The 12,929-nt window shown below is 74.1% G+C and carries 9 protein-coding genes and 1 tRNA gene; 5 read left to right on the top strand and 5 right to left on the bottom strand.

All coding sequences use genetic code 11. From position 1 onward, the window contains the following. Positions 1-32: 32 nt before the first annotated feature. The gene (locus JOF41_RS14640; RefSeq protein WP_209619535.1) at positions 33-989 is read right to left on the bottom strand and encodes a beta-ketoacyl-ACP synthase 3; all 957 of its coding nucleotides are present in this window, start codon (positions 987-989) and stop codon (positions 33-35) included. A gap of 109 nt (positions 990-1,098) precedes the next feature. After that, positions 1,099-1,851: a 3-oxoacyl-ACP reductase FabG gene (gene fabG / locus JOF41_RS14645; RefSeq protein WP_209619538.1), complete on the bottom strand. Its 753-nt coding sequence runs from the start codon at positions 1,849-1,851 to the stop codon at positions 1,099-1,101. 193 nt (positions 1,852-2,044) lie between these two features. On the opposite strand from fabG, the gene JOF41_RS14650 reads away from it, so the two are divergent. The 4 genes from JOF41_RS14650 to nrfD all read left to right on the top strand — a co-directional run bounded on the left by JOF41_RS14650 (position 2,045) and on the right by nrfD (position 8,791). Continuing rightward, the gene (locus JOF41_RS14650) at positions 2,045-3,442 is read left to right on the top strand and encodes a condensation domain-containing protein (RefSeq protein ID WP_209619540.1); all 1,398 of its coding nucleotides are present in this window, start codon (positions 2,045-2,047) and stop codon (positions 3,440-3,442) included. A gap of 65 nt (positions 3,443-3,507) precedes the next feature. Further along, on the top strand, positions 3,508-6,786 hold the full coding sequence (fdh, locus tag JOF41_RS14660; protein WP_307867412.1) for a formate dehydrogenase: 3,279 nt from the start codon (positions 3,508-3,510) through the stop codon (positions 6,784-6,786). Further along, positions 6,783-7,670 carry a 4Fe-4S dicluster domain-containing protein gene (locus JOF41_RS14665; protein ID WP_189227239.1) on the top strand — a complete coding sequence of 296 codons (888 nt, stop codon included), beginning with the start codon at positions 6,783-6,785 and terminating at the stop codon, positions 7,668-7,670. Before fdh ends, JOF41_RS14665 begins: the two co-directional genes overlap by 4 nt. Further along, complete coding sequence (gene nrfD, locus JOF41_RS14670) at positions 7,670-8,791, top strand: NrfD/PsrC family molybdoenzyme membrane anchor subunit (protein ID WP_244989595.1); 1,122 nt, start codon at positions 7,670-7,672, stop codon at positions 8,789-8,791. Before JOF41_RS14665 ends, nrfD begins: the two co-directional genes overlap by 1 nt. On the opposite strand, the gene selB is transcribed toward nrfD, so the two are convergent. From selB to JOF41_RS14685, 3 genes are all read right to left on the bottom strand, one after another. Next, positions 8,738-10,462 carry a selenocysteine-specific translation elongation factor gene (selB, locus tag JOF41_RS14675; protein WP_209624220.1) on the bottom strand — a complete coding sequence of 575 codons (1,725 nt, stop codon included), beginning with the start codon at positions 10,460-10,462 and terminating at the stop codon, positions 8,738-8,740. The genes nrfD and selB overlap by 54 nt on opposite strands. Then, the gene (gene selA / locus JOF41_RS14680; RefSeq protein WP_209619542.1) at positions 10,453-11,742 is read right to left on the bottom strand and encodes an L-seryl-tRNA(Sec) selenium transferase; all 1,290 of its coding nucleotides are present in this window, start codon (positions 11,740-11,742) and stop codon (positions 10,453-10,455) included. The genes selB and selA overlap by 10 nt, the downstream gene beginning before the upstream one ends. A gap of 12 nt (positions 11,743-11,754) precedes the next feature. Next, positions 11,755-11,849, bottom strand: a tRNA-Sec gene (locus tag JOF41_RS14685). A 169-nt stretch (positions 11,850-12,018) separates the two neighbouring features. On the opposite strand from JOF41_RS14685, the gene JOF41_RS14690 reads away from it, so the two are divergent. After that, on the top strand, positions 12,019-12,792 hold the full coding sequence (locus JOF41_RS14690) for an NPP1 family protein (protein WP_372448525.1): 774 nt from the start codon (positions 12,019-12,021) through the stop codon (positions 12,790-12,792). Positions 12,793-12,929 lie beyond the last annotated feature (137 nt).

The following is a 12,929-nucleotide window of genomic DNA, read 5'->3' on the forward strand; positions in this document are numbered from 1 at the left end:
GAACGGGTCCTTCCGGTGTCTTCGGGTGTTGGTCAGCACATGCGGGCGACCATGCCCGCGTGGCTCAGGCCGGAGCCGAAGCCGAGCAGCAGCACGAGCTCCCCCGGCGTCGAGCGGCCGCTGTCGCGCAGCCGCGTCAGCGCCAGGGGGATGGAGGCCGAGGAGGTGTTTCCGGTCTCGACGATGTCGAGCACCACCCGCTCGGGCGGGATCGCCAGCGTCCGGGCGACCGTGTCGATGATCCGGCGGTTGGCCTGGTGCGGGACGAACCACGCGATGTCCGAGGGGGACACCCCGTAGCGCGCGCAGGCGGCCTTGGCCACGGCGGGCATCTCGCCGGTGGCCCACCGGTAGACCACCGGGCCGTCCATGGTGGCCCGGACCCGGCCGTCGGGCCGCAGCTTGGACTCGATGACCGCGGCCCTGGTGCCGTCGCTGCCCCAGACCGCCTGCCCGATGTCCTCGGTGGCGGCGGCCGAGACCACCGCGGCGCCCGCGCCGTCGGCGAAGATCGCGAAGGTGTCCGGCAGCTCGGGGCCGATCATCGGCGACAGCTTGTCCGAGCCCACCACCAGCACGTTCTCCGCCTGACCGGTGCGCACGGCGTTGGACGCCATGGACAGCCCGAAGGTGAAGCCGGCGCAGACGGCGTTCAGGTCGAACGCCGCCGCGCCCCTGGTGCCCAGCCCGCTGGCCACTTGTGGTGCGCCCGCGGGTGCCAGTTGCTCGCGCGAGGATGTCGCGAGCACCACCAGGTCCACGTCGTCCGGCACGAGGTCGGCCGCTTTGATCGCGGCGGTGCCCGCCGCGATCGCCATGCTGACGACGGTTTCTCCCGTCCCGGCGTAGTGCCGCTGCCTGATGCCGGTCCGCTCTTCCATCCAGCGGGCGCTGACGCTGGTCATCGCGGCCAACTCGGCGTTGGCCACCACCCGCTCGGGCCGGTAGCCGCCCACGCCCGCGATGCGGGAACCGCGAAGTGCGCTCACCGGATTTCCCCGAATCTCGTGAAGTGGAATGCGATGACCGGCATCGAGGCCGCCGGGGGAAAGTCTGCGACACCGCCCCACACTGGCCCCATATCGGTTCTCGGGCCGCTCACAGCGCGATACCGCCGTCCACCTGGAAAACCTGGCCGGTGACGTAGGAAGCCTGCTCGGAGACCAGGAACGTGACCATGTCGGCGACTTCCGCGGGCCGCCCGAACCGGTGCAGCGGGATGCGCCGCAAATAGCCCTTGGCGGTCGACTCCTCCAGCCCGGCGGTCATGTCGGTCTCGATCAGCCCCGGCGCCACCGCGTTGGCCCGCAGGCGGTAGCGGCCGACTTCCTTGGCCAGCGCCCTGGTGAAGCCGATGATGCCCGCCTTGGAGGCGGAGTAGTTGGTCTGCATGGCGTTGCCGACCACGCCCGCCACGGAGGACACCGTGACGAACGAGCCGCCCCGGCGGGCGATCATCGGCCGCAGCGCGGCCCGGCAGAAGTGGAAGGTGCCGTCGAGGTTGACCCGCAGCACCGAGTCCCAGTCGTCGGCGTCCAGCAGCGCCAGCGGCTTGTCCCGCACCACGCCCGCGCAGCTGACCACCGCCTCCGGCCTGCCGAGCCGCTCGACCATGTCCTGCACGTGCTCGTCGACGGCGGCCTTGTCGGCCACGTCGACCCGCTCGGCCAGCACCTGGCCGCCGAACTGCGCGGCCTCCTTGACCGTCAGCTCGGCCGATGCGACGTCGTTGCGGTAGCAGAAGCCGACGTCGTAGCCCGCCTGCGCGAGCCGGACCACGACCGCTCGACCTATCCCCCTCGCTCCCCCGGACACCAGCGCCACGGGGCGCGCCAAGTCATCGTTCGTCATGAACGGGAACTCCTCTTCGCGATGGCGGCCATGCGGCCGCGCGTGCTCGGCGGTAGGGGCCGAGACCCAGGCACCGGGGAGCTTGGTCGCGATTCCAATACTGAGCCCATATCGACGCACTTGGGCTCTATTTTCCGGCTCTATCCGGCGCAGTTCGTTGGTTTCCGCCGGAGCCCGCCGCTACCTTGGCCAGATGCCCACAAATATCACCGTCGGCCAGGCCGCCCTGTGGTTCCTGCACGACTTGGCGCCGGAGAGCGCCGCGTACAACGTGGCGTTCGCGCTGCGCATTCTCGACCCGGTCGACACCGGGGCGCTGGAGCAGGCGGTGCGGCGCACCGCGCGGCGGCACGACATGCTCAGGTCGTCGTTCTCCGACGTCTCCGGCCAGCCGGAGCGGGTGGTGCACGGGGACGACGTGGTGCGGCTGGAGGTGAGACCGGCGCGCGACCCGGCGGCCCAGGTGCGCGCGGTCATCGCCGAGCCGTTCCGGTTGCGCGAGGCGCCGCTGGTGCGGTTCGTGCTGCTCCGCGACGACACGGGGGGCGACACGGGCGGCGTGCTGGTGATGGTCGCCCACCACGTCGTGCTCGACGCGGGTTCGCAGACGGTGATCATGCGCGACCTGTTCGAGGAGTACCGGGCGCTGCGCACCGGGGTGCCCGCCCGGCTGCCCGAGCTGGCGCTGACCTACGCCGACCACGTGGCCGCCGAGCGGGAACTGCTGGCCTCCCCCCGATTGGCCGAGCTGACCGAGCACTGGCGGCGGTTCTGCGCGGGCGCCCCGGTGGCGCTGGAGCTGCCCACCGACCGGCCGCGTCCCGCGGTGCAGCGCTACGTCGGCTCGGCGGTGTCCGCGCGGCTGCCCGAGGACGCGGTGGCGGACGTCCAGCGCGTCGCCCGCGAGCTGCGGGTCACCCCGTTCGCGTTCCTGGTGGCCGTGTTCGAGGTGCTGCTGCACCGCTACAGCGGACAGCCGGACTTCCTGCTCGGCTGCGCGACCTCCACCAAGGACCGCCGGATGAGCGAGGTGGTCGGCTTCTTCGTCAACCCGGTGCTGCTGCGCCCGGAGGTGGGCGCGCGGACCACGTTCCGGGAGCTGGTCGCGCAGACCGGTGGGCAGCTGCGCCAGGGCACCGCGTACCGGCACCACCCGTTCGCGCTGCTGCCGCCCGCGCTGGGCGTGCCGCACGACCCGAGCCGCTCGGCGCTGTTCCAGGTGCTGGTCACCGCCTACTCGGCGGGCGCGGACGACACCCTGCTCGACGGCCTGTTCCAGGGCGTGGCGCACGGCCCGTTCGACTACGCCGGGGTGCGGGTGGCGGCCGTCGACATGCCGCCGCAGCAGACCGGTCAGTTCGACCTCACGCTGGAGCTGCACATGAGCAAGCGGTCGGTGACCGCCACCCTCAAGTACGCGACCGCGCTGTTCGACGCCGCCACCGTCGAGCGGCTGGCCCGCCAGTACCTGGTCCTGGTCCAGTCCGCGTGCGCCGACCCCGACGAGCTGGCGGGCAGGCTGCCGATGATGGCCGCCGAGGAGCGGGAGCTGCTGCTCAGCGCGGTGGGCGGGGACGCGCTGGACTGGTGAGCCGCCGAGGTGCGCCCCCGCCTGCCCGGTGTCAGCATGGGGGGACGTCGTGGACGGAGGTGCGCGTGGGCGTCGGGCGGTGGCTGGCGTCGCGGCTGGCGTCGTGGCCGGTGTACCGGCAGATCACCGGGCGCGACCCGCTGGGCCGCGGCCGGGCCGCCCAGTCGCCCCGCTCCGCCGGGCTGACCGCGCGGATCGCCGACGCCGACCGCGTCGCCAAGTCCGTGTGCCCGTTCTGCGCGGTCGGCTGCGCCCAGCGCGTCTACGTGTCCGAGGACCGGGTGCTGCAGATCGAGGGTGACCCGGACAGCCCCATCTCGCGCGGCAGGCTGTGCCCCAAGGGCTCGGCCAGCACGCAGCTGGTCACCGGTCCGCAGCGCGCGCGGAAGGTGCTCTACCGCGCCCCCTACGGCGGCCAGTGGCGGGAGCTGGACCTGGACACCGCCATGGACATGGTGGCCGACCGGGTGCTGGAGGCCCGCGCCAAGGGCTGGCAGGACGTCGACGAGCGCGGCAGGCGCGTGCGCCGCACGCTCGGGCTGGCCAGCCTGGGCGGGGCGACCCTGGACAACGAAGAGAACTACCTGATCAAGAAGCTGTTCACGGCACTGGGCGCGTTGCAGATCGAGAACCAGGCCCGCATTTGACACTCCGCCACGGTTCCCGGTCTGGGAGCCTCCTTCGGTCGCGGGGGCGCGACGGACTACCAGCAGGACCTGATCAACTCCGACGCCATCGTCATCATGGGCTCCAACATGGCCGAGGCTCACCCCGTGGGCTTCCAGTGGGTCATGGAGGCCAAGGAGCGCGGTGCCAGGGTCCTGCACATCGACCCCCGGTTCACCCGGACCAGCGCGCACGCCGACGTGCACGTGCCGCTGCGCGCGGGCACCGACATCGCGTTCCTCGGCGGGGTGATCAACCACATCCTGACCAACGCGCTGGACTTCCGCGAGTACGTGGTGGCCTACACCAACGCCTCCTTCCTGGTCGGCGAGGACTACCGGGACACCGAGGACCTCGACGGGCTGTTCAGCGGCTACGACCCGGAGACCGCGTCCTACGACTCGTCGACCTGGCAGTACGAGACCGCCGAAGCGGGCCCGGACGACCACGCGGGCGCGAGCGCCAAGGAGCGGTCCGCGTCCTACCAGCACGGCTCGGGCGGGCCGAAGATCGAGGGCGGCAGCGGGCGCATCGCCGCCGACCCGACGTTGGAGCACCCGCGCTGCGTCTACCAGGTCCTCAAGCGGCACTACGCCCGCTACACGCCCGAGGCGGTGGCGCGCACCTGCGGCGTGTCCGAGGAGCTGTTCCGCGCGGTGTGCCAGACCTGGACGGCCAACTCCGGCCGCGAGCGCACCGCCGCGCTGGTCTACAGCGTCGGCTGGACCCAGCACACCACGGGCGCGCAGTGCATCCGCGCGGGTGCGATCATCCAGCTGCTGCTGGGCAACATCGGCCGCCCCGGCGGCGGCGTGTTCGCGCTGCGCGGCCACGCCAGCATCCAGGGCTCCACCGACATCCCCACGCTGTTCAACCTGCTGCCCGGTTACCTGCCGATGCCCACCCCCGAGCACGGCGACCTGGCCGAGTACGTCGACAGCGTCCGCGCCGACCAGCAGAAGGGCTTCTGGCGCAACGCCGACGCCTACATGATCTCGCTGCTCAAGGAGTACTGGGGCGAGCACGCCACCGCCGACAACGACTACTGCTTCGACTACCTGCCGCGCATCACCGGCGACCACGGCACCTACCGCACGGTGATGGACATGGTCGACGGCAAGGTCTTCGGCTACTTCCTGCTGGGCCAGAACCCGGCGGTCGGCTCGGCGCACGGCCGGTTGCAGCGGCTGGGCATGGCCAACCTGGACTGGCTGGTGGTGCGCGATCTGACCATGATCGAGAGCGCTTCCTTCTGGAAGGACTCCCCCGAGGTGGAGACCGGCGAGATCGCGCCGGAGCGCTGCCGCACCGAGGTGTTCTTCTTCCCGGCCGCCTCGCACGTGGAGAAGGAGGGCACCTTCACCCAGACCCAGCGGATGCTCCAGTGGCGGGAGAAAGCCGTGGAGCCCAAGGGGGACCAGCGCTCGGAGCTGTGGTTCTTCTACCACCTGGGCCGCAAGCTGCGGCAGCGGCTGGCGGACTCCACCGACGAGCGCGACCGGCCGCTGCTGGACCTGGCCTGGGACTACGCGGTGGTGGGCGACGAGCCGCAGGCCCAGGACGTGCTGCGGCGCATCAACGGCGTGGACCTGACCACCGGCCGCGCGGTCGGCGGCTACACCGAGCTGAAGGCCGACGGCAGCACCATGGCGGGCTGCTGGATCTACAGCGGCGTCTACGCCGACGAGGTCAACCAGGCCGCCCGCCGCAAACCCGGCCGCGAGCAGAACCTCTACGCCACCGAGTGGGGCTGGGTGTGGCCGATGAACCGCCGGGTGCTCTACAACCGCGCTTCCGCCGACCCCGCGGGGCGGCCGTGGAGCGAGCGCAAGGCGCTGATCTGGTGGGACGCCGAACGAGGCGAGTGGACCGGGGACGACGTGCCGGACTTCGAGCGCACCAAGCCGCCGGACTACGTGCCGCCCGAAGGCGCGGTGGGTCCGGAGGCGCTGCGCGGTGACGACCCGTTCATCATGCAGGCCGACGGCAAGGGCTGGCTGTTCGCGCCCAAGGGCCTGGCCGACGGCCCGCTGCCCACGCACTACGAGCCGCACGAGTCGCCGGTGCCCAACCCGCTGCACGGCCAGCGCGGCAACCCGACCCGCAAGATCTACGGGCGCGCGGACAACCCGTCCAACCCGCCGCTGGACCACGAGGTGTTCCCGTACGTGGTGACCACCGCCCGGCTCACAGAGCACCACACCGCGGGCGGGATGAGCCGGACGGTGCCGCACCTGGCGGAGTTGCAGCCGGAGCTGTTCGTGGAGGTCTCGCCCGCGCTGGCGCGCGAGCGCGGGCTGGAGAACCTGGGGTGGGCGCACGTGGTGACCAGCCGGGCGGCGGTGGAGGCGCGCGTGGTGGTGACCGACCGGATGCGGCCGCTGCGGGTGGACCAGCGCGAGGTGCACCAGATCTGGCTGCCCTACCACTGGGGCAGCGTCGGCCTGGTCCGCGGCGACTCCCCCAACGACCTGTTCGGCGTGGTCGTCGACCCGAACGTGTTCATCCAGGAGACCAAGGTGGCCACCTGCGACGTGCGGCCGGGCAGGCGTCCGCGCGGACCGGCGCTGCTGGACTACCTGGCCGGGTACCGGCGGCGCGCGGGGATCGCCGAGCCCACCGTGCTGACCACCGGCCCGGAGGCGGGCCTGCCGCACACCGAGGAGGACCAGCCGTGACCGAGCACAGCCTCTCCGGACCGCTGCACGACGTGGCGGGCGAGGCCGGGTACGAGCAGCACCCGCCCAGGGTGGGCTTCTTCACCGACACCTCGGTGTGCATCGGGTGCAAGGCGTGCGAGGTGGCCTGCAAGGAGTGGAACGACGTCCCCGCCGACGGGTTCGACCTGCTGGGCATGTCGCTGGACAACACCGGGCACCTCGGGGCCAACGCCTGGCGGCACGTGGCGTTCGTGGAGCAGCAGCGGCCCGCGCCGCAGGAGCTGGGAATGCCCTCGTTCGACCGGCCGGGCGCGGCCACCGGCCCGGAGGCGCGCACCGACTTCCGCTGGCTGATGGCCTCGGACGTGTGCAAGCACTGCACCCACGCGGGCTGCCTGGACGTGTGCCCGACCGGGGCGCTGTTCCGCACCGAGTTCGGCACGGTGGTGGTGCAGCAGGACATCTGCAACGGGTGCGGCTACTGCGTGTCCGGCTGCCCGTACGGGGTGATCCAGCGGCGCGAGGGCGACGGCCGGGCGCAGAAGTGCACGCTGTGCTACGACCGGCTGCGGGTGGGCGAGCAACCCGCGTGCGCCAAGGCGTGCCCCACCGACTCCATCCAGTTCGGCGAGCTGGACGAGCTGCGCGAGCGGGCCGCGCGCCGGGTGGAGCAGCTGCGCGAGCGGGGCGAGGACCGCGCCCGGCTCTACGGCGCGGACCCCGAGGACGGGGTGGGCGGCAACGGCGCGTTCTTCCTGCTTCTGGACGAGCCGGAGGTCTACGGGCTGCCGCCGGACCCGGTGGTGCCCACCCGCGACCTGCCCGCGATGTGGCGGCGCGCGGGCGTCGCGGCGGTCGCCTTCGCCGCTGCCGCCGTGGCCGCGTTCCTGGGCGGGCGCTGATGGGGCGGGCGCTGATGGGGCGGGCGCTGATGAGTCGGGCGCTGGTGGACCGGGGTCGGGCGCTGCTGGAGCGGGTGGGGCTGCGCCGCGACTACCGGCCGCGGGCCGTCGAGGACAGCGATCCCCGTCCTCGGCACGGGGAGGTGCGCGCGGGAACGCGGGAACCGGTGGACCGCGCCGAGTTCCGCTCCTACTACGAGCGGCAGATCCTGCAGACGCCCGCGTGGGAGTGGCCGGTCCCGGCCTACCTGTTCGCGGGCGGGGTGTCGGCGGGCTCGACGCTGCTGGGCGTGGGCGCGGCGCTGACCGGGCGGCCCGCGCTGCGGCGCGCGGGCAGGCTCGGCGCGCTGGTGTCGCTGCTGGCCGGGCTGTACCTGCTGGTGGTCGACCTGGGGCGGCCGGAGCGGTTCCTGCACATGCTGCGGGTGGCCAAGCCGACCTCGCCGATGAGCGTGGGCACCTGGACCCTGGTCGCCTACGGGCCGGGGGTGGCCGTCGCCGCGGCGGCCGAGGTGCTGCCGCGGCGGTGGTGGCTGGGCAGGCTGCTGCGGCGGGCCGCGCTGCCCTCGGCGGTGTCGTCGGCGGCGCTGGCCCCGGCGGTGGCCTCGTACACGGCGGTGCTGCTGTCGCAGACCGCGGTGCCCGCCTGGCACGAGGCGCACCCGCACCTGCCGCTGGTGTTCACCGGGTCGGCGGCGGCGAGTTCGGGCGGGCTCGGCATGGTGTGCACGCCCCTGGCGCAGGCCGGTCCGGCACGGGCGTTCGCCGTCATGGGCGGTGTGGGCGAACTGGTGGCCTCCCGTGTGATGGAGTCCGGGCTGGGGTTGGTGCGCCAGGCGTACACCACGGGCCGCCCGCACCGGTTGCGGCGCTGGTCGGAGTACCTCACCGTGGGCGGCGTGCTGGGCGCGGCGCTCGGTGCGCGGCGCAGCCGGGTCGTCGCCGTGGCCTCCGGGCTCGCGCTGGTGGTGGGCAGCGCTTTGCAGCGGTTCGGCGTGTTCGAAGCCGGAGTCGAGTCCACTAAGGACCCGAAGTACGTCGTGGTGCCCCAGCGGGAGCGGCTGGACTCACGGCAGCACGACGCGGCCGGTGTCGCAGACCCGGCGCGTCAACCCCAGTGAGTCCAGCAGTTCCAGCAGCGGCACCGCCACCCGCCGCGTGGTGCCCAGCGCCTGCTTTGCCTGGCTCGCCGTGAACGGCGCGGGCAACTCCGCCAGCACCCGCGCCGCCCGCCCCGGCGCGTCCGGACCCAGCACCACCCCGTCGGCCAGCCGCAGCAGCCTGCCCACCCGCACCGCCGCGCCGATCTCCCTGGCGCCCAAGCCGAGTTCGGCCAGCCGCGCCGCGTCCGGGGCGGCGAACGGGGCTCGCGCGAGGTCGGCCTCGACCGCCGCGACCGCGCGGTCCACCGGGTCGGGCAGCGCGGCGGCACCGGGCACCTGCCCGTCGACCACCGCCAGTCCCGCCTGCGCCAGCAGCGGCACGGCGACCTCGGCGGCGATGCCCATCCGGTGCGCCATGGCCTCCACCGGAGCCCCCGAGGCCAGCGGGTGTTCCCGCCGCCACCGCTGGACCTCCTCCGGAACCCGCCGCACCAGCGCCGCCCAGTGCGCCGGATCGGCCCGCCACCGCCCGACCGGCGTCCCGACCTCGCCGAAGCCGAGCACCCGCAGCTCCCGCGCGAGCACCAACCCGCGTGCCGCCAGGTGCGCGCGAGCCGCGTCACCGGCCAGGTCCAGCCCGCGCTGCCGCGCCGCGCCGCGCCGGTCCAGCGCGGGCGGGCGCGCGTCCAGCACCACGACGCCGTCCACGATCCGGCGTCGTCCGGGGTCTCGCAGCAGCCCCCGGTCACCCGCGCGCAGCGGCAGCGGGCGCGTCAGGACCAGCCGCGCGGTGTCCGTCCCCAGTGGACGGACGTGGGCGGACACCGCCGCGGAACCCACGTGCAGCACCGCGTTCCGCGGCGGTTCGGCCGCTCCCACCAACCGGACGTCCAGCACCCGCGTCATGGGCCAGGCGTCCGGGGTGAGCAGGGCGTCGCCGCGGCCCACCCGCTCGCGCTCGACGCCGCGCAGGTTCACCGCGACCCGCGCCACCCCGACGACCCGCCGCGCGCTCTCGCCCAGCGCCTGCAGTCCGCGCACCGCCACGCGCCCACCCGTGCCGGACAGCACCAGCTCGTCACCGACCTCCAGCGCCCCGGCGCCCAGCGTGCCGGTGACCACCGTGCCCGCACCGCGCACCGTGAAGGAGCGGTCCACCCACAGCCGCACATCGGCGCCCGGATCGGGGTCGGGCAGCGCGCGCACCAGCGCGTCCAGCTCGGCGCGCACCTCGTCCAGCCCCGCTCGGGTGCGCCCGCTGACCGCCACCGCCCGCGCCTCCCGCAACGACGTCCGCGCCAACCGCTCGCGGGCCTGCGCCAGCGCCGGGCCGGGATCGGCCAGGTCCGACCGGGTCACCACGAGCAGCCCGTGCCGCACCCCCAGCCCGTCCAGCGCGGCCAGGTGCTCGTCCGACTGCGGCATCCACCCCTCGTCGGCGGCGACCACGAACACCACCGCGGGCACCGGTCCGACACCGGCCAGCATGTTGGTGGTGAACCGCTCGTGGCCGGGCACGTCCACGAAGGCCACCTCGCCGCCGGGCAGCCGGGTCCAGGCGAACCCCAGGTCGATGGTCAGGCCGCGCCTGCGCTCCTCGGCCCAGCGGTCGGGCTCCATCCCGGTCAGCTCGCGGATCAGCGTGGACTTGCCGTGGTCCACGTGCCCCGCGGTGGCGATCACCCGCACCGCAGCACCGCCTGGCACAGCCGCTCGTCCTCGGCCGGGTCGACGGTGCGCAGGTCCAGCAGGCAGCGCCCGCGCTCCACCCGGCCCACCACCGGCGTCCGGTCCACCCGCAGCGCGCCCGCCCACCGCTCGGGCAGGCTCACCGCCGCGCTGGGCAGCTCCACTCCCGGCGCCCCGCCGCCGCCCACCGCCGCCACGCTGTCCACCACCGCGGCGTCGATCCCCTGCTCCGCCAACGCTTTCACCAGCAGCTCGGCGCGGTCGCGCAGCCGCCGCGCGTCGACCTCCAACGCCTGCCGCACGGGTGGGGTCGGTCCCAGCAGGGTCGCCTCCAGGGCGGCCAGCGCCAGTTTGTCCACGCGCAGCGCCCGTGCCGCCGGGTGCCGCCGCAACCGGTGCACCAGCCCCGCCTCGCCCAGCAGCAGCCCCGCCTGCGGACCGCCCAGCAGCTTGTCCCCGCTGGCCGTCACCAGGGCGGCGCCCGCGCGCAGCGCGCCCGCCGCGTCCGGCTCGTCGGGCAGCAGCGGGTGCGGCGAGAGCAGCCCGGAGCCGATGTCCACGACCAGCGGCACGCCCAGCCCGGCCAGCTCTCCGACGTCGGGGGCGCTGGTAAACCCGGTGACCCGGAAGTTGGACGGGTGCACCCGCAGCACGAACCCGGTCCCGTCGCCGACCGCTTCGGCGTAGTCGCGCAGGTGGGTGCGGTTGGTGGTGCCCACCTCCCGCAGCCGCGCACCGGCCGAGGTCAGCAGGTCCGGTATGCGGAACCCGTCGCCGATCTCCACCAGCTCGCCGCGGCTGACCACGATCTCCTTGCCGGGTGCCAGCACCATCGCGCACAGCAGCAACGCGGCGGCGTTGTTATTCACCACGTGCACGTCGCCCGCGTCCGGCACGGCGGTCCTGAGCGCCGCCAGCGCCCCTCGTCCGCGCTGCGCCCGCTTCCCGGTGACCAGGTCGAACTCGACGTCCGCGCACCCGGCCGCGTCCGCGACGGCCCGCGCGGCGGCCCTGGACAGCGGCGCCCTGCCCAGGTTGGTGTGCACGACGACGCCGGTCGCGTTGATCACCGGCCGCAGCGAGGACGGTCCCGGCGGGAGCGCCGCCAACACCGCCTCCACCACCCCGTCGGGCGTCAGCACCCCCTCGCGGGCCTCCCGCTGGGCCCGCCCGACGGCAGCCTTGACCACCGCCCTGCCCAGCTCCGCGACCGCCGCGGCCACTCGCGGCTCGGCGAGCACCGCGTCCGTGCGCGGGATGGCGCGCCTGGGGTCGGTCACCGGGCACCGCCGTGGCGGAGGCGGACGGGAATCGAACCCGCCAGCGGCAGGTGCTGCCGCTCAACGGTGTTGAAGACCGCGCCGGTCACCAGACCGGGTACGCCTCCTCGGGCCATCGCCCAATCCTGCCCTCGGCGCGGCTCGGGCGCGAACCGGAGCTCCGACACCGGCCGTTCAACCCCAGGCGGTTGACCGGCTCCCGCCGGTGCAGCAACGTCTGTGCCGCCCCGCCATCTCGCCGCATCCCTGCTACCGGAACGAGAGGCCCCTGTGACCGTGCCCAAGACCCGGCCCCGCCCCACGCGGAGGCGACTGCTGCCCGGCCTGCTCGGCGCGACCCTGCTCGCCGTGCTCGTGCCCGGCACCGCCTGGGCCGACCCGCCCCAGGCGATCCCCGCGAGCTTCACCGCCGCCGACGGCAGGTGGCAGCCCGCCTTCGACTACGACACCGACGGCTGCTACCCCACCCCCGCGATCTCCCCGACCGGCGTCGTGGCGACCGGGCTGAAGAACTCCGGCGCGCTCAACGGCCAGTGCCGCGACCGGTCCGACCTGGACAACACCAACTCCTACGCCCGGTCCAAGTGCAACAACGGCTGGTGCGCCCACCTGTACGACCTGTACTTCGAGAAGGACCAGGCGGTGCCGGGCATCGACTGCTGCGGCCACCGGCACGACATCGAGCACGTCGTGGTGTGGGTCTCGGGCGACCAGGCCCAGTACGTCTCGACCTCCGCGCACGGCCGCTACTCGACCTACCCGCGCGCGCAGGTCGCGTGGGAGGGCACCCACCCCAAGATCGTCTACCACAAGGACGGGCTGAGCACCCACTGCTTCCGCCTGGCGGACGCGGCGGAGCAGCCGGAGAACCACCACGGCTCCTGGCAGTACCCCGACCTGGTGAGCTGGGACCACTTCCCGCCCGGCGGCCGCGACACCCTGGTCCGCGCCGACTTCGGGAGCGCGAGCCTGGGCATCAAGGACGGCGCGTTCGCCGCTGAACTGGCCAAGGCCAAACCCGCGGGCATCCCGTTCGACCCGAACGCCTGACGGTCCCACCGGTGGCGGAGGGCGGTGCGCCCTCCGCCACCGGCCATCAGGTGGTGGGCACCACGTCCCGGTGGCGCCCGGTGGTGGGAGGCGCGGTCCGAGTACCCGGTCCGCGAGACCGCCACACCCACATCGGC

The organism is Saccharothrix coeruleofusca (assembly GCF_017876325.1).
Lineage (GTDB): Bacteria > Actinomycetota > Actinomycetes > Mycobacteriales > Pseudonocardiaceae > Actinosynnema > Actinosynnema coeruleofuscum.

Coding starts and splice junctions, on each gene's coding strand:
- JOF41_RS14650 (WP_209619540.1), top strand. CDS start 2,045: ATGCCCACAAATATCACCGTCGGCCAGGCCGCCCTGTGGTTCCTGCAC.
- fabG (WP_209619538.1), bottom strand. CDS start 1,851: ATGACGAACGATGACTTGGCGCGCCCCGTGGCGCTGGTGTCCGGGGGA.
- nrfD (WP_244989595.1), top strand. CDS start 7,670: ATGGGGCGGGCGCTGATGGGGCGGGCGCTGATGAGTCGGGCGCTGGTG.